The sequence below is a fragment of the Pseudovibrio sp. FO-BEG1 genome (assembly GCF_000236645.1).
Classification (GTDB): Bacteria; Pseudomonadota; Alphaproteobacteria; order Rhizobiales; family Stappiaceae; genus Pseudovibrio.
The window spans coordinates 887,928-912,314 of record NC_016642.1; the positions used below are offsets into that span (position 1 = coordinate 887,928).

Sequence of the window (24,387 nt, forward strand, 5' to 3'; positions counted from 1 at the left end):
GTTGCCTCCCCTTATTCCGCAGCATTGGCTGATGCTGGTGCATGCGAACGACCTGCGCCTTTCCGGCGTGAAGGCTTGCCACGGAACATCTTGGAGATCCGGTTAAAGCCTTCCATGATGCCACCGGGCAGGAAGATCACAATCACCATGAACAGCAAGCCAAGCGTCAGGTGCCACCCTTCACCCACAAATAGGCTCGCAATGCTGACCACAGGTCCCTCCATGAAATCAGGTAGGAACGAGAAAATCGCATGCAATGTCTGCTCGTTGTAGGCAGAGAAGATGTTCTCAAAGTACTTGATGAGGCCTGCACCCAGGATCGGCCCAAGCAACGTGCCAGCACCGCCCAGAATGGTCATCAGCACCACCTCACCAGATGCTGTCCACTGCATGCGCTCAGCACCAGCCAATGGATCGGTAACGGCCAACAGACTACCCGCCACACCAGCAAACGTACCGGAAATGACAAAGGCAGCCAGCGTGTAAGGCCGTGTATTCAGGCCGGTATAGCTCATGCGGTTTTGGTTGGATTTAACTGCCCGAAGCATCATGCCAAACGGACTGCGGAAGATCCGTTGCGAAATGTAAAACCCGATGATGAGCAGCACTGCGCAGAAATAAAAGCCCGAGTAACCAGTCATCTCAATGCCAAACAGGTTGGAGATGAGCGGACCGGAAGAGGCGGACGCCCCATCAAACAACCGTGGATCAGACTGCAACACCCGCAGGCCTGTCTCGCCATTGGTGATTGGGGTGAGCACGGAATAAGCCAGATTATAGCTCATCTGCGCAAAGGCCAGCGTCAGAATGGAGAAATAAATCCCTGATCGGCGCAGCGAAATATAGCCAATTGCCACCGCAAAGAGGCTGGAAAACACCACGGAAAAGAGCAGTGCTGGAAGTGGGTTCATACCCAGCAACTTGAAGCTCCAGACCGCGGCGTAAGACCCGATGCCCAGAAAGGCTGCGTGACCAAAGCTGAGATAGCCGGTGAGGCCAAACAGCAGGTTGAAGCCAAGAGCAAACAGGCCGAAAATCGCAAATTTCTGCAATAGATCCGGATAACCAGCTCCAATCGGTGCCAGCCACAGCGGCATGGTCAGGATTGCAGCGGCAAACAGAACAAACATGAGCAGGTCGGAGCGAGGAGAAATGTTGGTCGTCATGGCTCAGGTCTCCATCACACCCTTGCGGCCCATAAGTCCACGCGGACGAACCAGAAGGATAATAACTGCAACAAGATAGATGATGATCTGGTCGATGCCGGGTAGAATGGTCTTCACCTCATTCATACTCGCAAAGCTCTGCAAGATGCCAAGGAGGAAACCAGCCGAAACCGCACCGGGCAGGGAGCCCATGCCGCCCACAACCACCACCACAAACGACAGCACAAGGAAGTCCATGCCCATGTGATAGTCCGGCGGCAAAATGGGCGTGTACATGACGCCAGCCAAACCGGCGACCACAGCAGCGATGGCGAAAACCAGCGTAAAGCGTCGCTCAATGTTGATGCCCAGAAAGCCAACAGTTTCCCGGTCAGCCATGCCAGCGCGAACCACCATCCCGAAGGTTGTGAACTGCAAGAAGGCAAACACTGCACCTATGACGCTGAGCGAGAAGAACAGATAAACGATACGCCACTGCGGATAAACCACGGTTCCCGGATCAAAGCCAATCAGAACCCCTAGATCCATCGCACCGCGCACCATGTCTGGTGCTGCTTGTGGGATTGGGTTGGCCCCGAAATATGTCTTGATGATCTCTTGCAGAACGATTGCAAGGCCAAACGTGACAAGGATCTGTTCCGCATGTGGTCGCTTGTAGAAGTGGCGGATCAGGCCGCGCTCCATGATGTAGCCAACAAGCAGCATCACCGGAATGGCCAGCAGAATGGACAATGGAACAGAGTAGTTCAGCATTGCCGTGCCCGTGTCGCCCAGCCACGCTTCAATGTAGGGCACGCGGGTTTCCAAAGGTGTGCCCCATGCCGTTGTTTTGGTTGGATCAACAACAACTTGCTCAAGGCCGATGAGGTGGTTGAAAGCAACGGCACAGAACGCACCAAGCATAAACAGAGCCCCGTGGGCGAAGTTCACAACTCCAAGCGTACCGAAGATCAGCGTGAGCCCAAGCGCAATCAAAGCGTAGGCACCGCCCTTATCAAGGCCGTTGAGAATTTGAAGAACGATGGCGTCCATCCGCTCTTCTCCCTTTTAGGGCGCACTCCCGAAAAAATAGAAACCGGTAATCGGAAAAGATACGCCAAAACAAAAGATTAAAGCGTTTTGCCTGATCAGTTTGACGGCAAGTCTCTTTAAATCCGTGAGAGGGTGCGAGGCATCCATTGCGGAACATTAAAGGTTCATGCGGGAGCCATGACCCGGCTGCAAAACGGATGCAGCCGGGCAGAATGGTGCTGTTAGACCTTGTAAGGCCCCAGCTCGCCACCAAAGATCTCTGGGTCATAGGTGACCTGAGAGGCTGGCGTAACTTCAACAACTTCCAGAAGGTCAAACTGAGAAGTTGCGTTCTCATTCCCTTTCACGACCAGCACGTCCTTGAAGCACTGGTGATCAGCGCCGCGATAAAGGGTTGGACCGTTGCCCATACCGTCGAACTGATGATCTTCCAGAGTTTTGATAACTTCTGCTGGATTGAAGGTACCCGCACGCTCACAGGCATCTGCATAAAGCAGAGTCTGTACGTAGCAGGTGTGTGCGGCCTGAGATGGTGGGAAGCCATACTCCTGGCCGAACGACTTAACAAAGGCCTTGGAACCTTCATCCTGCAAGGACCAGTTCCAGTTGGTTGTGCCATAGATGCCTTTGATGTTTTCGCCCGCACCCTGCGCCATGAGGCGGGAGTACAGCGGAACGATGATCTCAAAGTTTTTGCCGTTCACAACCTTGTCACGCAGACCAAACTGAACAGCCTGTGTCAGCGAGTTGATCATGTCCTTACCGTAGTGGTTCAGGATCAGAACATCCGCACCGGAGTTCAGAACTGGCGCGATGTACTGGGAGAAGTCACCAGCACCCAGTGGGGTGCGGACTTTGTTGACGGTTTCCCAGCCAAGGCCTTCTGTGGTGTTGGCGATGGACTCTTCCTGTGTCCAGCCCCAGGTGTAGTCAGCTGTCAGGTGATAAGCGCGGCGATCAGTGCCCATTTCCTTTTTCAGCACTGGGCCAAGCGCAGCACCGGACATGTAAGCGTTAAAGAAATGGCGGAAGCCATAACGGCGACGATCTTTACCGGTGGTGTCGTTGGAGTGGGTCAGACCACACATGTAAACAACGCCCATTTCCTGCGCCAGAGACTGCTGAGCAATCGCCACGCCGGAAGATGAGCCACCAGACCACATGATAACGCCGTCTTTTTCGATCATGCGCTTGGCAGATGCACGCGCAGCGTCAGACTTGGTCTGAGTATCACCGGTAACGTACTCAACTTTCTTGCCAAGAACCCCATTACCGTTCAGAGAAAGCGGCTTCATGGTGTTCAGCATGCCACCGTCGCCATCACCATTCAGGTGCTTTACAGCCAGCTGATAAGCGCGCAGTTCGTCTGCACCTTCATCAGCATATGCGCCGGTCTGCGGCACGTTGAAACCAAACGTAACGCTTTTGGAGTTTGTTGGGTCATTGCGGAAATTGGTTTCTGCCCATGCACTGCGACTAATAATTGTTGGTGTAGCGAGAACCAGGCCACTGGCTGCACCCGCCTTCAATAGACTACGCCGATTCATCGGCCTACGAATAATGCTCATGAAATCCTCCCGAAGGGCAAAATGCCCGAAATGACGTGAGAGGGCTCCGTCCTCCTAAGAACCCGCTGCCATCACTGTTCCTTGTTCACGAAAAACAGTTACGTCAGCTCACGCAAAGGAAAGCCTAGTTCGGTAGTATAATGAATCGCAATTCGACTTATGGTTTTTAAACCAAAGGTTAATACCAAGTAAGATTCAATTATTTGCTGTAATTCTTTTGTCTAAATGATATTTTGATTGGTGTTGCACTGCAAAAGTGACTTAGGCGAAATTTATACAGTTTAGGGAAGGTGAGATTGAAAACTGCAATCTACTGATATTTTATAGAAAACTGATAAAAGTGCTTGTTGCATATGTGGTGCTGGTGTTTGTCCTATCAATGAAAGACAAACACCAGTTTTTTGTGATGCAGCTAATGCAAGTGCGAAAGCCGCTCTATCTCAGATTGCCAAGAAATGTACCAACAGAAGACCGAAGATCCGCAGCCTGATTGGACAAAATTTGTGCAGCATCCAAAACACCTGAAGCCGTTTTATCGGTTTCATCTGCCGCCCGCTGCACCTGACCGATGCTTTCAGAGACCTGACTCGTGCCCATAGCCGCATCTTGAATGTTCATCGCAATGGACTGCGTCGCGATGCCTTGTTCCTCCACTGCACTGGCAATGGCGTTAGCGCTGGAGCTCATTTCTTCAATGATCACCTTAATCTCAGAGATCGCCTCTTTCGATTCACTCGTACTTTCCTGAATCCCAGAGATCTGATCGCTGATCTGTACGGTGGCGTTCGCTGTTTGCTGTGCGAGTGATTTCACCTCATGCGCGACAACAGCAAAGCCTTTGCCCAACTCACCTGCACGTGCAGCTTCAATGGTTGCGTTGAGGGCCAGTAAGTTGGTCTGTTCGGATATTTGGGTAATCAAATCAATGATATCGCCAATCTCGACAGCCACTTGAGACAGATGGTTGACCTGCTGGAACGCTTTGGTCGTAGCATCCGTCGCATTGGAAGCCGTGATTGTGGTTTTGTGAACCTGCTCAGCAATCTCAGAAATAGCAGTCCCCAGCTCCTCCGTCGCACTGCGCACCGCCTCCACATTCTGGGACGCATCCAGAGACGCAGCTGCCACGCTGGAGCTGATCTGGTTGGTGTGCTCAGAGTTGCCGGAAAGCGAAACCGCAGATCCATGCAGCTGATCCGCCGCGCTGGCAATGGAAGAGGTGACCTGCCCAACAGATCCCTCAAAGTGCTCTGCCAGATCAGTCAGGAACTCACGACGCTCATCCGCGCCTGTCTGCTCATAAACCGCCAGTGCCAGATCCATATCCAGCATGATCACCTTGTTCAAAATGCCCGGCAGATTCCGGCTGGCCTTGCTGGACCGCGAAAACAACCGTCCCCCTAGGTATTCCAGCAATGCACTGTTGAGCAGATTCCCTAATCTGCTGTAAGCACCGATGTACCATTGCGGCGTCAGCCCCAGTTTCTGATGCGCTCTGCCAATCCGCTGCACGGACTGAGCATAGTCTTCATCCAGCTTGCCACTACTGATCAGTCGCCAGTGCTCAAACTGCTTCTCCCGCGCATGCTGCATATGCGCTTCATTTTTGAAAAACTTCAGAGTTTCCGGGAAGTTTCGTATATGCCTGTAAAACTCATCCAAGACCTCTGGCATGATCGCCATGATGATGTTTTGAGAGTTTCCAAGTTCTTCCAATTCCGTCGAAGATATACTGTGATATCTCAACCGATCATCGATAGTTTCGCTCATTAAAAGTCCGTATTTATCAAATCATAGTTTTCGTTTCTTTCAGTTATTACGTAAGGAAATACTGGGGTCACGAAAGAAAAAAACGCGAAAAAAGTTATTTACGCTAAGTATAGAAGCAAAATTCTAATTACCTTGGCGTAATGGTTCGAATGTGCGTAGTTGGTAATTGTATTTATATTTTGATAACTTTTGATGGAGATCAATGTTCCCATGCGAGTACTGCTCTTTTGTAGTATATGACCGGTGTCCATCAATAAAAATAATACCCCAAATGTTTTTATTAACTGTAATTCGATGAAGCAATTTCAGCTTTAGAGTAAGGTCGAGGTACCTATGAAATTAACTGGGATGACAGATGTAGCAGTACGCATACTGATGCTCATGGCTGTCAACCGGAACGACAAGTGGACGATTGACCGCTTGTCTGAGGCAACCAACAGTGGGCGTCCGCAGGTCGCCAAGGTCGTGCAGATTTTAAACCGAAAAGGCTACATCAAATCCAGGCGAGGGCGGTTGGGAGGCCTCATGCTCGCTCACGCACCCGCTTCCATCAACATCGGCAAACTCATTCGGAATGTTGAAGATAATTTTGCTCTCGTAGAGTGCTTTGCCTGCAGTCCATCCAAACCATGTCCGCTTGAAGGCGTCTGCCGCTTCAGAGGTAAACTCAAGCATGCGCTGGATTCCTTCATGGAAGAACTGGATGCAATCAACCTGACGCAGATTATTGAAAACGCAGATGAAATCAGAACGAGTGTGGAGTCAAATATCGAACGTAAAGTCGAGCTTTCCGCCTAGCCTAATGTATTTTAAGCGCATTTAACCAACCTGCTTTCGTGAGCATTAACCGACAAAACTCATAGTTTCGTAGTGCTCACGCCTGCTTAAGACAGTTCCGCGACAATCAAACCTTGTTCATGTGACCTCTGTGCCCGCACGCACGGGGTTTTTGTGCATTTGGCGAATAGCGAACTGTTCGGCGCAGGCAATTTCTATGAGACGAGTCCGGCACTCAATTTCTCTGAAACTCGCAATCATCTCTGTTGTCGCGATAGCTTTATCCTATTTCGCACTGACGTTTCTCGTTGTAATTCAATGGGAAAGAACCCTCCAGCTGCAAAGCGAGCAGCTCTCCCAGATCGCCGTCAATCAGTTCTCGACCACGCTGGAGCGTGATGTGGCGCTGGTCAGACACCGTATTCAGTCTCAGCTATCCGAAACCGCAGCCAGCCTGTCCGCCATTGGCGAGCGCGGTGACATCGTGAAAGCCGCAGAAACCCGGGTCTGGGCAGGTGATGTCAACATCCTCTCGCTGGTACAAGAGGGCACCCCGCTCGATGCCATCATCCTGCTGAATTATCGCGGCCAGATCGTCGGGGCATCCAAGCGTGCAGATCCAGGTCTGATCCAGAAGCAGTTGCTCAAAGTCCATCTGAAACAATCGCTTAGCACCGTATGGACCCCATCTACCGGCACCGGCCCAGCCGTACGATACACGCTTCTACCTGCCACCCAGTTCGGCCCGCTGCTCCCCGGAGAGCCTGATGCAGGCGTCTCTCAAGTGCTCTACTCCTCGCTCATCGATCCCGGCACACAATGGCGCGGAGCGTTGGTTGCCCAGAGGTGGTTTCCCTTCAACTCCGGTGTGATCGACGAATACAGCAAGATCTCCGGCGCTGAGATCGCCATCTTCTACAACAACAAGCTCGTCGGAGCCTCTCCCAATGCCCCGGTAGAAGCCCTGCAAATGCCGGAAAACCTTCGCAAACTCAAGATCTTAAACACCGCCTTCGAGTATTGCGATAACGGCCCATCTCCCCTTGTCATCTGCGCATTCAAGCCTCTGGAAGTCCTGCTGGATGCCCAAGAGCGCCTGCGCAATGTCGGGGAAGAAACCAGCTCGCAAACCTTTGAAAGACTTATCGTTCTTGGCTTCACAGCCTGTCTTATCATCTTCATTGTAGCGTTGTTTGTCTCCCGCAAGATGTCCCAGCCACTGCAACGCATTGCCGATGCTTTGTCTGATGTGGCAGGCGGCAACTTTGATGTGCGGGTGGAAGGTACACGAAGAATGGACGAGGTTGGAGAGATCGCCCGCGCCGTAAAAGTGCTCCAAGCCTCCGCTCGCGAACGCGACAGTTTGCGCCTCAACATCCAGCGAAAGAACAAGGAACTGCGCAAGCAAGAGCAGGAATTGGTGAAGCAAAATACGTTATTCGACGCTGCATTGAACAACATGTCCCATGGATTGTGTATGTTCGATACACAGAAAAGATTGATCGTGTTCAATCAGCGCTTTGACGATATCTTCGCTTGTGAGCAGGGTGAGGGCAAAATCGGCATGACGTGGGACGAAATGGTCCAATGCATGCCATTAGCGCAGGAGTTTTTGGAGGCTGAAGGCGAAAACTCCGTCGCACAACAACACTGGCCCAGCACCGTTCGAAGCACATTCACTCTGACACTGCAAAGTGAGCAGGTCATTCTGATGACGCTGGAACCTCAGGATGGCGGCGGTTGGGTCGCGATTTTCGAAGATATCACCGACAGACAGCGCATCAGTGACCATCTGAGCTACCTCGCCACTCACGATGCCCTCACTAAATTGCCCAACCGCCTGCTGATGAACGAGCGCCTGCAGGAAATGAAGCAGGCGGCGCTCGAGCAGGACGAACACTTCGGCATCCTCTGGATGGATCTTGATGAGTTCAAGACCATCAACGACTCTCTGGGTCATGCTGTCGGCGATAAGCTATTGGTCCACGTAGCTAAAATCCTGCGAGAGAAGGTAACGAACAAAGAAATGGTCGCTCGTCTTGGAGGGGACGAATTCGCCATTCTCTCCAAACTGCCCGCCTCCCGGGAGCAGTTGGAACAGCTTGCGAAGGAGGTGCTGAAAGTCGTGGCTTCTCCGTGCTTCCTGGAGGGACATGAGATCGTGGTCGCCGCAAGTGTTGGCATCGCCATGTTCAGCCGAGAGCATCAGAATGTTGACGAGCTGATCCGCTTCGCTGACCTCGCGCTGTATCAGGCGAAAAATGATGGCCGCAACACCTTCCGCTTCTTTGAAGATGATATGGCAGCCAAAATCAAACAGCGCCAGACCCTCATTACGGACCTTTACAAAGCCACTGCAAACCGCGAACTGGAGGTCTATTTCCAGCCGCAAGTCAATTTGGCGACAGGTGAAATCTCCGGCTTTGAGGCACTCCTGCGCTGGAACCATCCACGCTACGGCTTCATTTCGCCGTTTGAATTTATCCCTCTGGCAGAAGAAACCGGCCTGATCCTTGAAATTGGCGCTTGGGTGCTGGATGAGGCGTGCTCTCTGGCGGCTGGCTGGCCAAAGCGGGTGAACCTCGCAGTCAACCTCTCTCCACGCCAGATCTATTGCGAGCAGTTGCTACCTGTTGTCGATGATGTGCTGGCACGCACTGGCCTGGACCCGGGACGTCTGGAACTGGAAGTAACAGAAACTGTGCTTTTGGCTGACCATTTGCGCGTACGCCAAACTCTTGCCAAACTGCAGAAAAGTGGTGTGAAGATCTCCATGGATGACTTCGGTACAGGCTATTCATCCCTGAGCACGCTGCGCCGGTTCCCGTTTGATCGCATCAAGGTCGACCGTTCCTTCGTGATGAGCATGAGCAAGGATGAGGACGCCTACTTCATCGTGAATTCAGTCATAGATCTGGCAAACAGCCTCGGCATCGCCACAACGGCAGAAGGTGTTGAAAGCAAAGAGATTGCAGAGCAACTGAAGCGGGAAGGTTGCACCGAAGCGCAAGGCTATTACTTCGGCAAACCAGCACCACCAAATCAGGCCCTGTTCTGGCTGTTGGAAGAAGCGCGCGGCATCCCGCTCGAAGAGCAGGTAAACAGCTCCAAGCTAACGAAAAAAGCTGCTGGCTAAAGCGCTATTAAGCTGGTTCCAAAGCAGAAGCATCGTCTGGCTGTGCTTCAAGTTCATGCCATGGCTGGAAGTTTGGAATGCGGGCATAAGTCGCCAGCGCCTCAACGAAGATGCCCTCGAGACCCGCAATAAATCCATGAGATCCAGCGGTGTACACCATATCGAATTCAGTCAGATCTGGTAGCAGCGCTTTCAGCTCTGTCTCGGCATTTTCGCCCTGCAGATCAACAAAGGTTGGCTGCAAACCACGGCGGTTCAGCCAGTTAAACATCTGTTGAAATTGATCCTGCTTCAGAGACTTATCGAGGATGAGCACCTTCTCACGCCGCGGCTGGCCCATAACAGAGCTGAGAGCCATCGCCCAGATCGGCGCCAGACTGTTCGGCCCGGCGATCATAATCAGTCGCTCATCATCATGCCCAAGGAAAGACGAACCATAAGGGCCGGTAATGCCAACACGGCCTTTCACGTCCCCCTTCTTCACGATCATCGCGAAGAGATCTGGCGTGTTTGCCCGCTCAATCAGGAAAATCAGCGTATTGAACTCAGTGCCCGCATCCAGCGCAAAGCTGGCGAACATGTTCACCCGTTCCTGACCACGAAACTCAACGTGATAATACTGGCCCGGACGCCAGGAAACTGGCTTGGTGAAGCTCAGACGCAACTCGATAAGGTCATCAGAGACCTGACGAATTGCAGAAACATGCCCTTTGAGTGATTGCAGCTCAGAAGACGCTGGCAGTTTGATCTCCGCATCTCCTGCAACCGTTGCTTTGCAGGCAAGCACCGTGCTTTTCAGCCGTGTGCCATTCGCCTCAACCTCGCCGGATATCACCGTCACACGTGTGCTTTCGCAGGTGATGTTCCCGCAGTCACATTGTAAAGCTAGTCCACCACGCTCGGCGACGTCTAAAAGAGTTTCACCAAGCTTGGCATCAATTGATTTGCCATTGATATTCAGACTGGTCATGGGCACCCATGTTGCTCCACAAATGTGGCCTACGTATCTAAGGTTGTGCAGGTTATATAACTACACGCTTATTTCCTAGTGGGAAATCTAAGTCATTCGCGACATTAATACAATTTTAACAATTAATAGTCACGCGCCTTTGTGAAGTTATTTTATCGCGGCTCAGCCCTTATCGTACTTCGCCATCACCAGGTGGCCTGGTACAGGCTCACCTTGCTCGTAGCGCACGATGATTGGTGACAGATCAAGAACAGAAAAGCCGTTTTTATTCAGCAGGTTCCGCACATAGCTCTCTGCATGGGCAAACCGATGGTACTTGCCAACCATGAAGTTTTGATCGACCAGAACCTCAGCTGGCAGTGTTTCTGACGAAAATGCAAAAACGCCTTTATCTTCAATGTTCTCAGCAACTCCGGCAAAGAACTCTTCCAGCTCACCCATGTAAGGCAGCACATCCGTTGCGACGATAAGATCCCAGCGTTCTTCCTCATCAACTTTAAGGAACTCAACCACTTCGCCCACATAAAGGTCGTCGTAGATTTCCTTTTCGTCCGCAACCTCAACCATGCCTTCAGCAATATCTACGCCGGTTTTATGAGGCACCAGATCGTGCAGGGCTTCACCGGAAAGGCCTGTTCCGCAACCAAGATCGAGCAGGCGCTTGAATGCCCCAAGCTCCAGCTTCTCAATCTTGTCTCGCACCATCAGCGGCACAGAGTAACCAAGCTGATCCACCAGAACCATGTCGAACACTTCGGCATGCTGATCAAACAGCGTACTGACATAGGCATCCGGCGCCTTGGTTGGCGAAGCGCCTTTGCCCATGCTTGCCAGACGAACCGCAACGCCACCATGATCTTCAGGATCTAACTCCAGAACATGCTTGTAGGCCTCAGCAGCCTCATCAAACTTGCCTGCTTTTTCCAAGTCCAAAGCCCGGTTATATGCTTCGGCAAGTGCTTCATTGTCTAGTTGTGTCATGGTGACAGTTGAGCCGCTGTAATATTGAAATTGACGCTCTTCCTTACACAAGAACTTCTCGAAAATCTACGCAGCACAAAAGGTTTTGTTGCCGCATCAGAGTAAATAAAACGGATCACCCCGATTAAAATACGCTGTTCACTTTTAAACGGGAGGTGAGGCTGAACTGATAGAACCAAGGCTGGTGAACAGTTGAGGCCCGCATGGAAGCTGCGCAACCCGAGCTTATTGAGATTGATCCATTTACGACAATCACGATCGCAATCCTTGTTTTGTTTGTCGGGCGTGAGCTTGTTCGAAAAAACGTAGCCCTGCGAAAGTTGACAATCCCTGACCCGCTGGCCGGCGGTTTGCTCTGCGCGATCCTCGTCACCGTGCTGACAGTATGGTGGGGCGTCAAATTCAAATTCTCGACTGAACCGATTGATTTCTTTCTGATCTACTTCTTCGCCGCCATTGGTCTACGCGCAAAAGTCAGCGATCTCCTCACGGGCGGCAAACCCCTTGTGATCCTGATAATCATCTCCTCTGTTTTCCTCGGCATTCAGAACTTCGTCGGCATGGGGGCTGCCAGCTTCTACGGCTACCCAGTCCACACCGGCATTATCGCCGGCTCGGTTTCTCTTTCTGGCGGAGTAGGCACCACTCTGGCATGGGCGCCTATATTTGCTACTGAGCTCGGCGTTGAAAACGCACAGGAAATCGGCATTGCCTGCAACACCGTCGGCATTGTTTCGGCCTGTATCATCGGTGGCCCTATCGCCCAGTTCCTTATGAGCCGACACAAACTCGCCGGATCACTCAGCACTGATGAGGCTGTCGGCCAGAACTTCAAGGACGACGGCAAGCTAAACCTACATTATTACGACGTTCTCGGCGCCGTGTTCTTCATCAACATGGCCATCTTCATCGGCTATATGATGTACCTCGGCCTGCAGGAAGCAGGCGTCGTTATTCCGGTGTTCGTGCCAATCCTCGTTGCTGGCATCATCATCAACAACACCGGTCGCCTGCTGTTCCGCAACTATGACAACGTTGGCCGTGAAAAAGGTATGGCGATGATCTCCGATATCAGCCTCGGCATCTTCCTCAGCATCGCCCTGATGACCATGGACCTTCTGGTCGTCTGGCAATTCATGGGCTTCGTCGCACTGGTGATGACACTGCAAATCGCCTTGGCAGTCGGCTATGCCATCTTCATTGTCTTCACCTCCATGGGCAAAGATTATGATGCTGCCGTCATTTCTGCCGGCTTCGGCGGTATCGCCCTCGGCTCCACAGCAACGGCAGTACTGAACATGACCTCCGTTACCCGCCAGTTCGGTGCATCACCCAAGGCATTCCTCATCGTTCCGCTGACTTGCGGCTTCTTCATCGACCTGATGAACACCTGGGTGATCTCAAATCTGATCGCCCTTTGAGGCTCTCGTCGCCAGCCACTAGAAGATCGCAGCGATCTGGATGTTATCTAAGGCCGAACAAGTAGATAACGCGAGATCGTAGCGTAAGGCCCTGCCTCATAGTGCACCAGCTCCATGGTGTCTGAGTTGATCATGCGCCCCTGCATCGTACCCGTATCAGGATGCTCCACCAGCGTGATTGAGGCGCCGTCCCACCCGATCATTCCGATCACGGGCTCTTTGGACTTGGACACCTCACTTCGCCCATCATGGTCGCGGCCAGAGCCGGGGTTTACCTGCCAGAAAAACACCCCTTCCAACACTGGACCAGTCTGCTCATCGATCCGCAGATGTGATGGTCCGTTTTCCTGGGTTTGAATGTCACGATGCCAATATACGGCATCCTTTTTGATCACCACCCATTGCCCAACCAGCTCCGGATAATGCTGTGGTGGTTTTCCATCGACTGCAAAGGCAACAAACGTGGCACATCCCATCATCAGTGCCGCGATTGCAGCCTGAACAGGAAGTTTCCATTGCCCCATTTAGGCCTCCCCAACCAGACGGTGACCATTAACGCAGCACATCTCGAGGCTTTCCAAAATCCCTAAGAAAGGGCGTGGTAGTTCAGATCAAAGGAATTTGCGTAAAGGGATGGGGTGGCATCGGTTTAGCTGTCCTGAGAAGAAAAGGGTGGTCAGGATATGATTCGGAACATATAGTGAACAAAATATTTATAACTAAGACGATCCATTGGATGGATTACACATAAGGCTATTGGAAATGACGAAGATTGCAGTGATCCTCACCCAGGGCTTTGCGGATTGGGAATACGCGCTGATTGCAGGAACAGGCGGTCCTTATTTTGGTATGCAGGTTGAGTTCTTCACGCCGCAAGCTGGGACTGTGAGGTCCATGGGCGGCCTCCCTGCCGTTGTTTCACGTAAGCTGGATGAGATCAGAGCGTTTGAGCCAACCGTCATCGTTGTTGTTGGCGGCACCATTTGGGAAACCGACCAGGCGCCGGATGTTGCTGATCTGCTGCGAGCCAATCATCAGCGCGGTGTTGCGGTTGCAGGCATCTGCGGTGGCACGCTGGCACTCGCCAGAGCGGGCCTGCTCAATAAGGTGGCACACACGTCTAACAACGCCGAGTTTCTGCCGCAAAATGTGAAGAGCTATGCTGGTGCAGAATACTTTCGTCAAACACCGGCTACCATAACAGATCAAAACATCATCACCGCTCCGGGCACGGCGCCTGTATCCTTCACCGAAGCTGTATTCCAGGCCGCTGGGCTGAATGAAGAAGCCATTGCACAGTTCAACGGCATGCTGTCCGCGGAGCACAAAGAACCCATTGTTGCCTAAGTCATCTCAGAAGCTGAGTCAGTGCCCTGGGTTGGAGGGGCACTGACCAGATCTGGCTGTTTACACGAAAGCAAAGTCACTTTCGCTCAGCAGCGCAGCATCCACGTTCACCAGAGAAATGGAGTTGGTTCCAAAGGTGATCACAGTGTCCCCGCCATCATCAAAGATGGTTAGGTTCGCAAACTCTGCCATATGGCTCTTGATGGAGATAAGATCATTGCCAAGTTCAAAGTCGTTGATGGTGTCATCGCCACCCACGTTGAAGAAGCAGAAGTTGTCAGAGCCAGAACCGCCAGTAAGAGTATCGTCACCTGCTCCAGCGATCAGCTTATCCGCCCCGGAACCACCATCCAGCGTATCGTCTCCGGCACCACCTTTCAGCACGTCGCTGCCAGAACCACCGCGCAGGGTGTCATGGCCATTTCCGCCAATCAGCTTGTCTTTGCCGCCATTGCCGATCAATGTGTCATTGCCAGCTTTACCCGTCAGCGTGTTGCCAGCTGCGTTGCCGATGATGGTGTCATTCCCGCCGCTGCCAATGGCATTCTCGATCACGGCATTATAAGCGATCGCCAGATTGCTCAAGCCGCCGCCCACATTAGAGAATGAGCCGTCGATCAGGCTGATCATCTGGTTCACCTTGCCAGCGCCAGACATATCGATGGTGTCATTCCCGCCAGCATCCCAGATGGTCAGTGCGCTCGGCATACCCTCGGAGAAGTCATAGACACCTCCGGCATTGGAGTTGTAGCCATACACCGTGTCATCCGCACGGGTGGTGGTGTTCACGCCGTAAAGCTGCTGCAGAGCCAGAATATCCAGTGGCATCAGAGTGTCCGGGAAACCGCCGTAACCAAGATTGGAGTCCGCATTGCTCTCATCAAAGTAGCTCATCACGGAATACTGCTGCGTATCCTGTCTGAACTGAGCATGATCATCATAGGTGATGCGAACACCCGGTCCGGCGTTGTAATCCCCCGGATGCGCCAGTCCAACCGCATGGCCAACCTCATGCATCACTGCAAAGTGGCTGTAGGATCCAGTTGGCAGCTCTTCGGTGGAGACACTGTTTGTGTTCAGCCACACATCTCCTTCATAGGCATCAGCCTCCGCGGAGCCCGGATAGTAGGCATAAGCGCCAGCCCCGTCTGTGGTGGAGTGATAATTAGAAAACAGAATGGTCGCATCATCCGTGAAACCGTCCGGGTTCACCCGCTCAAACGAGATGTTGGCCACTTCAGAATAAGAAGCCAACACGCCTTCAATGGCGGCAATCTGCGCATCCGTCACGTGGGCAAACGTATCCTCAACCCCGTTGTTGTTCTCACGGAATCCATAGGTCACGGTCGCAGGCGTGCCCGGTCCACTCCACGAAAGACCCGGACGAAGCAAGGCACCGGCACCCATGTTGCCATCATAATAAGCCTTGTCGCCCTCCACGACAGAAAGGCCATACTGTCCGGTTCCCTGTTCGCCATAGCTCGCCACATCAAGGTAGTAGGTGCCGCTGGTGGTTGCGGTAAAAGTGATGCTGGAATGAGCTCCCGGCCCGCCATCATCGTCTTCCATCAACAGGTTGCCCTCTGCATCGCGCAGGCGCAGATAAGGGTCTACCAATCGGCTCTCGCCATCAAAAGTTCCAATGGCCGCAAAGGTGTAGGTCTGCCCGGTGACCAGCTCAACCTTATACCAGTCGTGATCGCCATCGTTGGAAATAGTGCCTTGAACCGTCTCGAAGATATTGTCTTGAGTGCCCTGCGCATCCTGCCCCGTGTCCCTCAAACGGTAGGATGTTGACGCGTCGTCTGCGGCATCTCTGGTCTCGTAGAGATTTGTCATTCTGTTCTCCAGCTTAAAAATGGACATTCAGATGAATGAGTTCATTTCCGCTGGGGCTTCGGTGGTTTGTCCGTCCGCCCAGCATCTTCCAGGCACGCACGCTCCACTTGCTCGGTGGCGTATTGAACAGTCCGCTGTTGCTCTTTGCGACTTTGCAAAGGGCTGCCAGCCACAGCCTCCTTCAACCGTTCAATGGCATAGGAACAGGTGGTTTCTGAGTAGGGCCGGTCAGGATTGACCGGCATGGAGGCTTTCGCACCAAAAACGGAAAAACAGAAAACAACAACCGCAAAAAACAATCTGGTGGTCTTCATGTGTCACAGCATCCAGGTCAAAAGCTCACAGATCGTCAGAGAAGAACAAAACACTGGTCAGGCAACAAGCAACAATGATCCATGACCGGCAGAAATGGCTCCTACCGATGACCTTCCACAATTTATGTAATGATCATGCGTACGCAGTTTTTCTAGCAACTTACGTAGCGTCAGAAAAACGAATTATCTTTAAGGGAATAAATGCAAAAAGCATTATTCGTCAGTCTCCTGACGCGATCGATAGATTAGGCAGATTTATCGTGCATTATTTTATAATAAAACATGCGTTGTGCAGATAATATTGTTTCGCGGAAAGTGCGCTGGCTTAGTTTTCTTCATTAGAAAAAGCTGGAAAGCAGGAGGCTGGGCAAGCGGATCAACTCGCCCAGCAACTCATGCAGACTATTAGGAGCCGTCATCCTTCAAGCCAAACTTCTCGCTGAAGACATCAATCACTTGCTTGCATTCAGCACCGACGTTGTCTTGCTTTTCACTCAGGCACGTCAGAATGCGGCCTCCGCCTACCTCTGTCTCTGAGCATTGTGCCTCAATATCAGGCGCGCAGATTGCAAGAGCCTCATTGGCATTGGCAAACAGGAAGTCCATTGCATCAGCAAGATCATCAATTGCATGAGAGCATTTGGCGCTCAGCTTGTCTTCATAGGCGTACATGCAGGCGAAGATGCGTCCTTCACCGGGTGTCACCTCGCTGCAATGAGCTTTGATCTCCGGCTCACAGGCCTGAAACACACCTCTGGTCGCATCCTGCGCGGAGGCATTGAAGCTGGTGGCGGCAAACATCAGGCCAACGCCGAGCAAAGCAGTGCTAACTGATTTCATCATATCAGATCTCCAAAACAGTAAAATCAAGGATTAACAACCACATAGACGGTTACTCCGTCTTGCACGACAGGCCGGTAGTAAACGCCGCCGCAATTGTAATAAGAGTTGTAAGGTGTGCAGCCCGAGATGGATTGGCGGTAATTGGTGCGTCTGGAGGTTCTGCGTGACGTCCGGCGAGCGACGCGTCGGGACTGATTGATTTGCGGGTTCTGAGCGTTGGCTTTGCCAATCCCAAAGAAGAGAGAGACACCCATTGGAGCATCTGCAAAGTCGAGTTGACTGGTATAGCCGAGTGAACCGGCAATGACTGCTGCTGCGAGTAACTTCAGTCGCATGTTTGTTTCCCTTTATTGATGCGGTCATCGGCACCAGACCAGACACATCAACAGCTGCACTGGTGTTGTCGCCAATCGCATCAGCCATTGGCTTTCGCGCCTGCGCTGATGCTTGGGCACAAATCTTAGGGTTCTCTTGCGGCGTGCAATCGCGTTTTAGCCATCTGGGGTCTGAAAGTGGTGGGGGAGGCCTCGCTTCAAGTCAGCCTCAAGGCTTCATGGGGCAAACACTTCAAGTTTGCCCAAAGCTTGAGGCATCTCTTTCAAACCGTTTTCACTCAAACAAGGGAATCTGAACTCAAATGGCTCGAAGCAAAGCATAATGCCGCAAAATTTTGAGCAGTAACCGCCTTTGACCTGGAGTTGCTATATGTCTGACGTAGACGAACAAACAATCTCTCCAGAGGTTGATGTATGGGTTGAAGAAGTCCTAAGCGCTTGTAATCTCAAATGGGATGGACCCAAAACAAACTTCGACCGCCCCAAGAAAGAAAACCTGCGCATTGATGGCAAAACGCCTGTTGCAGAGCATGTTGATTATCTCCGAAAAACACTGAATGCCACCTACGCCAGACGATCAGAGATCGAGGGCAAGGCCAAGCTCGACCGCGATCTGGCACAGCAGCTGCGATATTTCGATCAGGCCTACGTTGCCGTAGACAGTAACATTGATAAGGCCCAGGCCGGTGCGGGTAGGGGCGGTGCAAGTGATGCACTCAAAGATGCGGTGGACCAGCTGGAGTTCATGAGGGACGCGCTGGAAGCGGCTTATTACTCCTCAGCAAAAGATCCGGAAGAAGCCTTCGCAGAGCTGCGTGCCAAGATTGATGAAGCAAAAGCTGAGCTGGAAGAGCTGGGCAAGGAAAAAGATAAGATCCAGGACGACAACGCGCGCGAAGAGTTTCAGGATATCTTCGAGGAAGCCAAGGCAGGCCTTGATCAGACCCTAAAGACATTGGAGGCGGACAAGTTCCTAGAAGCAGAAGAGGAACTGGAAGAAGCCAAAACCGTGATGCTGGATCTACAGCCTGGCAACAGCGAGGAAATTGCGAAGCGCAAGAAGCAGTATCAGGCCGCAGTTGAAGATGCGCGCAAAGAAATCAAGAAGCTTTCTGGCAAACTTGCGACACTGGCCGATCCGCAGAAAAAGCTGGATTTTGACAAGCACAAAGCAGCTGCAAACAAAATCATGACCAAAGTCGACGCAGCCCTCAAGAACGGCAAGGTCAAGTCTGTTCGTTCTGACATTCCAAAGCTGAAGGCTGAAGTTGAAAAGATGAAAGCCTGCTTCAAAGAAGAGCCAAAGCCCAAAGCTCCGCCAAAAGGCAAATCTGGCAAGAAGTAGCTTGCAACAGTTCAGCAACGCGTTTTGGAGAGCCTGCTTAGGCTCTCCACCACGAATGACTTTAACATCTTCAAAATTAAAGAATGAGTCCCCTATGAAACTTACCAGCAAAGCGCTTGGCCTTTGTGCCGCACTCCTGTTCAGTGGTTCCGCACTGGCGGCAAGTTCAGATCAGAAAACCATTATCAATCCGGACACCCTGTCAGATTCAAGCAGCTCTGGTTACTCGCAGATTGTTGTCGTCGCACCAGACACCCGCATGGTCTATGTGGCCGGGCAGGTTGGCATTGATAAAGATGGGTCCAACACTTTTGAAGATCAGGTCGATCGCACTTTTGAGAACGTCATCAAAGCGCTGGAAGCCGCTGGCAGCAGTGTTGAAGACACTGTGAAGATCACGGTGCTGGTCAAAGGCATCAATCAGGACAGACTGGACTACGTAAACAAAAAACGCCGTGAAGTCTTTGGCGCCAGCCCACCAGCAAGCACACTCATTCCAGTCCCAGCACTGGCAACTGAAATCATCGAGTTTGAAATCGACGCAGTTGCTGTCGTGCCAGACAAGTCCTCCGGCGATTAATAAGCTTCTCTGCGAAATTTCTGCCGGTACTGTGCCGGGGAAACGCCCACCTGTGAGAGAAAGGACCGACGAAACGCATTCTCGTCGGAATACCCCAGCACCTCTGCGATCTTCGCGATGGCAGTGTTCGTATACTCCAGCTGAGACTTGGCGCGTTCACAGCGAATGTTCAGGATGAACTGTTGTGGCGACAATGAAAGCTTGCGCTGGAAGTGGCGCAACAGGCTGCGAGTGCTCATGCCAAGAAAAGTCGCCATATCCTGCACCTTGATGGGCTGAGAGGACAAGTTGTTCTGCACCCACTGATCTGCCCGCTCAATCGTCTCATCCCGGGTCTTCTGATGCCACGGGATCATGAAGGGCTGCTGAGAACCGCGGTTCTCTTCCAACACCATAAACCGTGCGCACAGCCGGGAAAGGGCAGGGCCTTTCAACCGCTTTATCAGGTAGAGCGCAAGGTCCAGTGCAGATGTCCCCGCTGCGCTGGTAATCACATTGCCCGCATCAATCAGGATCTCATCGCCATCCAACTCAACATCGTTATAGGCCGATGAAAACTCCTTCTGTTTCCACCAGGTCGTTGTCCCCTTCTTGCCATCCAGCAACCCGGCCTCCGCCAGCAAAAACGTGCCAGTGCAACTCGCCGCAACAATCGCACCGCCCTGAGACAGGCGCTGAAGCGTCTCCGCAACGCCCTGAAACCAGCTGGTGTTGAGCGTGCATTGCGGAGCTGTCGCGGTGCCGATGCCCGGCAGAAAAACAACATCCGGTGCGGTGATGTCTTCAAGTGAACCGTCTGGTGTTACCAGAATGCCGTTGGAAGATCGCACTGGCTGGCCGTCCAACGAGTAAGTCTTCACCTCAAACGGCGCGCCCTCATCACCGCGCACCCTGGCGATCTCGTTGGCGGTCTCAAACATGTCCGCCGACCCAAAGGCTGCGAGCCCTAGAAAGTTCTCCAGCAGCAATATGGCAATAGTGGAAGGCATGCGTGGTCTCACTTGGCGGATTATGTATGGTTTATGTCTAGTCAGACTATATCAGCTTCCACGTCAAAAACTAGGATCAGGAGATACCGAAGAGTTTTAAGAGCGGCAGGTCAGGATGGAACTTCACTTTCTTCGCAACGCAACCCTCATCATCCAGCATGAACAGCACCGGATTCTGGTAGACCCCATGTTGGGTAAAGTAGGCTCGCTCCCCAGCTACAGCTTCATCCGTCACAAAAGCCGCCGGAACCCTATGGTTCCGCTGCCTGATGTTGCGCAAGACCACCTGCAAGGTATCACCGCCGCCTTGGTCACCCACTGCCAGCTGGGGCACTCCGATCATCTGGACGGCGCCGCCAAGAAGTTCCTGCTGTCTCAGAAAATCCCGGTCTTCTGCCGTCTGGATGATGAAACCTTCATCGGTAAGAAAGGCATTCCAACAGTTCCGCTCAAAGACGAACACCGCCAGCCGTTTTTCGACGGCCACATCACGCCAATTCCAACAATTCACGGCTACGGTTGGATTGCAAGGTTCATGGGGCCGGGTGTCGGCTACTTTCTGGAACTCCCGGGCGCCCCCACCATCTACATCTCCGGTGACACCATCCTCACCAAAGACGTCCGCCACTGCCTCAAAACGCTGAAACCGGATATCGCCGTCGTCGCAGCAGGCAACGCCAGTCTGGATATCGGTAAGGACATCCTCATGTCACTGGATGAGATCATGGAGTTCATCAGGATCGCCCCCGGAAAGGTGATCGCCAACCACTTGGAAGCCATCAACCACTGCCCGGTCACCCGCCCTCAACTGCGCGAACTGGCCCAAAAAGCAGGCCTGAGCGAAAAACTCCTGATCCCCGCAGACGGAGAAACCCTTAGCTTCAGCGCCGAACCTGCCTTTGCTCAAGCTATATAGACCGCCAGCACCAAATAAAAACGCAGGGCCCAAACCCTGCGTTTTTTCAAATTGCCTTACTCCGGCAAAATCTTCAGCGTCACGTTCCGCTCTGGCACGAGGAAATCTGTGGCTGCCACCACCAGATCTTCTGGCGTAATCTGCTTCAGGATCTTCGTGTAATCCTGATAGCGTTGGATCGCTTCCGGATAACTGACTGCCTGACTGGCCAGCTCAAACCACAATCCGTTGCTGTGCTCAGCGTTGTTCATCGCCTCAAGGATCGGCTGGCGTGCGCGCAGCAGCTCATCCTCGGTGATGTTACCCGTCACCTGCAGTCCTTTGACGATATCCCGATACACCGTCTCCGCCACCTCAACGTCATCCACCTTGAGCGAACTGGACAGGCCAATGTAGCCGAAGTCTTTGATCGTGTTGGAGTTCAGGTTGAAAGCATAAGGGCTGTAAGAAGCACCCATCGCCTCGCGCAGCTTATCGCGCAAACGCAGCTCCATCACCCCTTGCAGCAGCTGCAGGGTATAGCTCTGCGCCGCATCTGCATCGTCACTGGTCTTCCAGTAATACTGCAGCAGAGCCGCATCCTTGTCGCCCTCGTGCGTCAACGACACCGCCTGCGCATCAGGAAACGTAATGCCAGCCGCATAGCTGTGTGCCGGAACCTCATAGGTATGCTGCAAAGCGCCAAAGGTTTCGGCAACTGCATCAAGCGCCACCTGAACCTCCAGATCACCTACAATGCCAATCTCCACCGGCCCGTTTTGAGCAATACGGCTGATGATCGGCTTCAGCTCTTCATAGTTCCGCTGCAGCAGCTCTTCTTCGGTGCCTGTGCCCCAGCGCTTGTCACCGCCATGGAGAATACGGGAGAACTCACGGCCCAGAACAGCCTCCGGCGAAATGCGGGAGTGCTTATAGGCTTCTTTCAGGCTCTTCTTGTAAAACGCCGCGCCCTCAGGACGATAAGCCGGATCAGTCAGATACGCTGCAATCACCTGCAACTGCAGCTTCAGATCGTCCGGCGTCGTGCTGTACTGGCCAGAAATGCCATCTTCACCAAAGGAAAGACCAACACCAACCTGCGTGCCGGAAAGAACCTTGTCCAGATCCGCAACCGAGTACTTGCCAAGCCCGCCAACAATAAACGCGCTCTGGAAGAAACCTGCCAAACCATCTTTGTTAGCAGGCAGATCCTCAATACCATGGCCGGTGCGCAGTGAAACAAACACCTTGCCCTTGTCAAAATCCGTCTGCTTGAAGTTCAGCACCACACCGTTTTCAAAGGTGTAGGAGCGGATCTGACCAAAGCTGCTGATGGTCTGCTGGGCCACTTTGCCTGTCTCACCAAAGCTCTCATAATCAAAGCTGCTCAGAGCTTTGGCCTCAAAAGCTGCAACCGGCTGCTTCTGGCTTTCAGCAAACACAGAAAGAAGCGTCTCCTCTGCATTTGGAATAGCCTCAGCGGTGGTCATGAAAAGGTTTGGCTTTGCGTTGTCCCAAAGCTCCAGCAGAGCCTTAGAGACCCGCGCCGCTTTCAAGTCAGATAAATAATCTTTGAAGAACGCCAGATTATCGGCAGATGAGGTGGTAACCCGCTCATTGAGCACATCACGCACCAGAATATTGGCAATGGTCCGGTTTGGCAGCGTCTCTTCTGCCTTTAGGGCAACTTCCAAAGAGTTGAGCCGGTCCACCAACTGTCGATCAACTTCTTCCTGTGTCACGCCATAAGCCAGAGTTTGGCGCAGCTTCTGCTCCAGCAGCGCAAAGCCTTCCTGCCATTTGTCTGTGGCAAGCGTCGCGCTGGCAACAATCGTGTCTGCAAAATCTTCGTGGTAATAGCTTGTTCCGGCACTCACCATGGTGTCGTGAGATGCAAGCGCTGCATCCCGCAGACGCTCCTGCAAAATGCTGATCCCGATACCGCGCACTGCGTTATCAATGCGGGTCTGCAGATTGTCGACACGCTCCTGAGAGGGCTTGACCAGATAAAGGCTTACCACGGTTGGCAAAGAAGGCTCAACGAAGATTGCAGCACGTGGTTCTTGCGCCACCTGCAGTGTGCCGAAATCAGGCTCTTTGCTGTCCAGCTCCTCTGCATTGGCAGGGCGCTTCCAATCCGCAAAGTGTTTTTGAATAGCAGCGTCAGTTGCCTGCACATCAATGTCACCGGTGATCACCAGAGTGGTTCTGCCCGGTGTGTAGTAATTCTGGTAGAAATCGCGCAGCGTGGCCTGATCCATGGCATCGATGCCTTCCATGGTGCCCACTGGCAGCAGGGTGCGTGATTTGATGCCCGGATAAAGGAAGGCAAAACGGGAAACCATCGCGTCATAGCCCGGCCCGTAATTGCCGCGAATTTCAGAGGCAACAACCCCGCGCTCACGATCAATCGCACTGTCAGAAAGGGTCAGCTCACTGGCAGTCTCGCGCATGATGAACAGGGCTGTATCCAACAGCTCAGCATCGGCGGAGGGCAGGGACAGGCGATAAGTTGTGGTGTTCAGTGTGGTCGTTGCATTGGTTCCCGCACCAAAGGCCAGTCCCTCACGCTCCAGCAAGGCAACCATTTCACCTTCCGGCACATTGGTGGAACCGTTAAAAGCCATGTGCTCAAGGTAGTGCGCCGTGCCCGGTTCCGGTGCTTTTTCAAGGGAAGAGCCAGCATCAACAGCCATGCGAACTTCAATCTGGTTCTTCGGCGATTGGCTCTGCACCATCAGATAGCGCATGCCATTGGGCAGTTGGCGGGAGATAACGCGCGGATGCAGCTTCAGATCGGTTTCAGGAAACCATTGTGATTGTTGGACAGCGGCAGTCGGCTTGGGCTGAGGCGGCGTGGCAGCATCCTGCGCGAAAACAGGAACAGAAAAGGCCAGTCCGGTACTCAGCAGTGCTGGCACCATAAGGTGTCGGATTACATGCATATTTTCTTCCCTGCGTGCCGCCAGAATCGCTTGTTTGCTTTTGTAATGGCGCCCCACGTGTGCTGCTGTTCAACACAGCACAACCCCATGCTTTGCACGCAGTGGATCTGCAAGAAATCCAGTTGTTTGAGTGC

The 24,387-nt window shown here is 52.6% G+C and carries 20 protein-coding genes; 7 read left to right on the plus strand and 13 right to left on the minus strand.

The annotated features are described in order from the left end of the window. Positions 1–11: 11 nt before the first annotated feature. The 4 genes from PSE_RS04165 to PSE_RS04180 all read right to left on the minus strand — a co-directional run bounded on the left by PSE_RS04165 (position 12) and on the right by PSE_RS04180 (position 5,536). Positions 12–1,166 carry a branched-chain amino acid ABC transporter permease gene (locus PSE_RS04165; RefSeq protein WP_008548761.1) on the minus strand — a complete coding sequence of 385 codons (1,155 nt, stop codon included), beginning with the start codon at positions 1,164–1,166 and terminating at the stop codon, positions 12–14. A 3-nt stretch (positions 1,167–1,169) separates the two neighbouring features. Further along, on the minus strand, positions 1,170–2,198 hold the full coding sequence (locus PSE_RS04170) for a branched-chain amino acid ABC transporter permease (RefSeq protein WP_014283711.1): 1,029 nt from the start codon (positions 2,196–2,198) through the stop codon (positions 1,170–1,172). A 221-nt stretch (positions 2,199–2,419) separates the two neighbouring features. After that, positions 2,420–3,766, minus strand: coding sequence for a substrate-binding protein (locus PSE_RS04175; RefSeq protein WP_193384386.1), 1,347 nt, complete (start codon positions 3,764–3,766; stop codon positions 2,420–2,422). Between the two features lie 435 nt (positions 3,767–4,201). Continuing rightward, a complete protein-coding gene (locus PSE_RS04180; protein WP_083841546.1) occupies positions 4,202–5,536 on the minus strand; it encodes a globin-coupled sensor protein in 1,335 nt (444 codons plus the stop codon). Positions 5,537–5,869: 333 nt separating this feature from the next. Between PSE_RS04180 and PSE_RS04185 the strand changes: the two genes are divergently transcribed. Further along, on the plus strand, positions 5,870–6,334 hold the full coding sequence (locus PSE_RS04185; protein WP_208608943.1) for an Rrf2 family transcriptional regulator: 465 nt from the start codon (positions 5,870–5,872) through the stop codon (positions 6,332–6,334). Positions 6,335–6,530: 196 nt separating this feature from the next. After that, on the plus strand, positions 6,531–9,449 hold the full coding sequence (locus tag PSE_RS04190) for a bifunctional diguanylate cyclase/phosphodiesterase (protein ID WP_008548206.1): 2,919 nt from the start codon (positions 6,531–6,533) through the stop codon (positions 9,447–9,449). A gap of 7 nt (positions 9,450–9,456) precedes the next feature. Here the strand turns inward: PSE_RS04190 and PSE_RS04195 are convergent, their stop codons facing one another. Together PSE_RS04195 and PSE_RS04200 are read right to left on the minus strand one after the other, a co-directional pair. Next, a complete protein-coding gene (locus PSE_RS04195; protein WP_014283714.1) occupies positions 9,457–10,419 on the minus strand; it encodes a 2Fe-2S iron-sulfur cluster-binding protein in 963 nt (320 codons plus the stop codon). Between the two features lie 162 nt (positions 10,420–10,581). Beyond that, positions 10,582–11,400, minus strand: a complete 819-nt coding sequence (locus tag PSE_RS04200) for a methyltransferase (protein ID WP_041767945.1) — start codon at positions 11,398–11,400, stop codon at positions 10,582–10,584. A 203-nt stretch (positions 11,401–11,603) separates the two neighbouring features. Here PSE_RS04200 and gltS point away from each other — a divergent pair, with 203 nt between their 5' ends. Next, positions 11,604–12,821 carry a sodium/glutamate symporter gene (gltS, locus tag PSE_RS04205; protein ID WP_008548638.1) on the plus strand — a complete coding sequence of 406 codons (1,218 nt, stop codon included), beginning with the start codon at positions 11,604–11,606 and terminating at the stop codon, positions 12,819–12,821. A gap of 47 nt (positions 12,822–12,868) precedes the next feature. On the opposite strand, the gene PSE_RS04210 is transcribed toward gltS, so the two are convergent. Next, positions 12,869–13,345 (minus strand): hypothetical protein, encoded by a 477-nt coding sequence (locus PSE_RS04210; RefSeq protein ID WP_014283716.1) that lies wholly within the window; start codon positions 13,343–13,345, stop codon positions 12,869–12,871. Between the two features lie 238 nt (positions 13,346–13,583). Here PSE_RS04210 and PSE_RS04215 point away from each other — a divergent pair, with 238 nt between their 5' ends. Continuing rightward, complete coding sequence (locus tag PSE_RS04215; RefSeq protein WP_014283717.1) at positions 13,584–14,168, plus strand: DJ-1/PfpI family protein; 585 nt, start codon at positions 13,584–13,586, stop codon at positions 14,166–14,168. Between the two features lie 60 nt (positions 14,169–14,228). Here the strand turns inward: PSE_RS04215 and PSE_RS04220 are convergent, their stop codons facing one another. The 4 genes from PSE_RS04220 to PSE_RS04235 form a co-directional block, all read right to left on the minus strand. Beyond that, a complete protein-coding gene (locus PSE_RS04220; RefSeq protein ID WP_148266084.1) occupies positions 14,229–16,007 on the minus strand; it encodes a M10 family metallopeptidase C-terminal domain-containing protein in 1,779 nt (592 codons plus the stop codon). 41 nt (positions 16,008–16,048) lie between these two features. Further along, entirely contained in the window at positions 16,049–16,321 is a 273-nt protein-coding gene (locus PSE_RS04225) for a hypothetical protein (RefSeq protein WP_162097433.1), read from the minus strand. Between the two features lie 405 nt (positions 16,322–16,726). Beyond that, entirely contained in the window at positions 16,727–17,164 is a 438-nt protein-coding gene (locus PSE_RS04230; RefSeq protein ID WP_014283721.1) for a cysteine rich repeat-containing protein, read from the minus strand. 23 nt (positions 17,165–17,187) lie between these two features. Continuing rightward, entirely contained in the window at positions 17,188–17,499 is a 312-nt protein-coding gene (locus PSE_RS04235) for a hypothetical protein (RefSeq protein ID WP_014283722.1), read from the minus strand. A 370-nt stretch (positions 17,500–17,869) separates the two neighbouring features. On the opposite strand from PSE_RS04235, the gene PSE_RS04240 reads away from it, so the two are divergent. Both PSE_RS04240 and PSE_RS04245 read left to right on the plus strand, forming a co-directional pair. Continuing rightward, positions 17,870–18,844 carry a hypothetical protein gene (locus PSE_RS04240; protein ID WP_014283724.1) on the plus strand — a complete coding sequence of 325 codons (975 nt, stop codon included), beginning with the start codon at positions 17,870–17,872 and terminating at the stop codon, positions 18,842–18,844. 94 nt (positions 18,845–18,938) lie between these two features. Then, on the plus strand, positions 18,939–19,424 hold the full coding sequence (locus PSE_RS04245; protein ID WP_014283725.1) for a RidA family protein: 486 nt from the start codon (positions 18,939–18,941) through the stop codon (positions 19,422–19,424). On the opposite strand, the gene PSE_RS04250 is transcribed toward PSE_RS04245, so the two are convergent. Then, complete coding sequence (locus PSE_RS04250) at positions 19,421–20,413, minus strand: GlxA family transcriptional regulator (RefSeq protein ID WP_014283726.1); 993 nt, start codon at positions 20,411–20,413, stop codon at positions 19,421–19,423. The genes PSE_RS04245 and PSE_RS04250 overlap by 4 nt on opposite strands. A gap of 115 nt (positions 20,414–20,528) precedes the next feature. Here PSE_RS04250 and PSE_RS04255 point away from each other — a divergent pair, with 115 nt between their 5' ends. Further along, positions 20,529–21,329, plus strand: a complete 801-nt coding sequence (locus PSE_RS04255) for an MBL fold metallo-hydrolase (RefSeq protein ID WP_083841547.1) — start codon at positions 20,529–20,531, stop codon at positions 21,327–21,329. A gap of 56 nt (positions 21,330–21,385) precedes the next feature. Here PSE_RS04255 and PSE_RS04260 read toward each other — a convergent pair whose 3' ends face one another. Beyond that, positions 21,386–24,253, minus strand: coding sequence for a pitrilysin family protein (locus tag PSE_RS04260; RefSeq protein WP_041767947.1), 2,868 nt, complete (start codon positions 24,251–24,253; stop codon positions 21,386–21,388). Between the last annotated feature and the right edge of the window lie 134 nt (positions 24,254–24,387).

Bases quoted from the DNA above. Each gene is read 5' to 3' on its own strand.
- PSE_RS04175 (WP_193384386.1), bottom strand. From the start codon at position 3,766: ATGAGCATTATTCGTAGGCCGATGAATCGGCGTAGTCTATTGAAGGCG.
- PSE_RS04180 (WP_083841546.1), bottom strand. From the start codon at position 5,536: ATGAGCGAAACTATCGATGATCGGTTGAGATATCACAGTATATCTTCG.
- PSE_RS04185 (WP_208608943.1), top strand. From the start codon at position 5,870: ATGAAATTAACTGGGATGACAGATGTAGCAGTACGCATACTGATGCTC.
- PSE_RS04240 (WP_014283724.1), top strand. From the start codon at position 17,870: ATGTCTGACGTAGACGAACAAACAATCTCTCCAGAGGTTGATGTATGG.
- PSE_RS04220 (WP_148266084.1), bottom strand. From the start codon at position 16,007: ATGACAAATCTCTACGAGACCAGAGATGCCGCAGACGACGCGTCAACA.
- PSE_RS04250 (WP_014283726.1), bottom strand. From the start codon at position 20,413: ATGCCTTCCACTATTGCCATATTGCTGCTGGAGAACTTTCTAGGGCTC.
- PSE_RS04230 (WP_014283721.1), bottom strand. From the start codon at position 17,164: ATGATGAAATCAGTTAGCACTGCTTTGCTCGGCGTTGGCCTGATGTTT.
- PSE_RS04245 (WP_014283725.1), top strand. From the start codon at position 18,939: ATGAAACTTACCAGCAAAGCGCTTGGCCTTTGTGCCGCACTCCTGTTC.
- PSE_RS04225 (WP_162097433.1), bottom strand. From the start codon at position 16,321: ATGAAGACCACCAGATTGTTTTTTGCGGTTGTTGTTTTCTGTTTTTCC.
- PSE_RS04215 (WP_014283717.1), top strand. From the start codon at position 13,584: ATGACGAAGATTGCAGTGATCCTCACCCAGGGCTTTGCGGATTGGGAA.
- PSE_RS04195 (WP_014283714.1), bottom strand. From the start codon at position 10,419: ATGACCAGTCTGAATATCAATGGCAAATCAATTGATGCCAAGCTTGGT.
- PSE_RS04170 (WP_014283711.1), bottom strand. From the start codon at position 2,198: ATGGACGCCATCGTTCTTCAAATTCTCAACGGCCTTGATAAGGGCGGT.
- PSE_RS04165 (WP_008548761.1), bottom strand. From the start codon at position 1,166: ATGACGACCAACATTTCTCCTCGCTCCGACCTGCTCATGTTTGTTCTG.
- gltS (WP_008548638.1), top strand. From the start codon at position 11,604: ATGGAAGCTGCGCAACCCGAGCTTATTGAGATTGATCCATTTACGACA.
- PSE_RS04260 (WP_041767947.1), bottom strand. From the start codon at position 24,253: ATGCATGTAATCCGACACCTTATGGTGCCAGCACTGCTGAGTACCGGA.
- PSE_RS04210 (WP_014283716.1), bottom strand. From the start codon at position 13,345: ATGGGGCAATGGAAACTTCCTGTTCAGGCTGCAATCGCGGCACTGATG.
- PSE_RS04235 (WP_014283722.1), bottom strand. From the start codon at position 17,499: ATGCGACTGAAGTTACTCGCAGCAGCAGTCATTGCCGGTTCACTCGGC.
- PSE_RS04200 (WP_041767945.1), bottom strand. From the start codon at position 11,400: ATGACACAACTAGACAATGAAGCACTTGCCGAAGCATATAACCGGGCT.
- PSE_RS04255 (WP_083841547.1), top strand. From the start codon at position 20,529: ATGGAACTTCACTTTCTTCGCAACGCAACCCTCATCATCCAGCATGAA.
- PSE_RS04190 (WP_008548206.1), top strand. From the start codon at position 6,531: ATGAGACGAGTCCGGCACTCAATTTCTCTGAAACTCGCAATCATCTCT.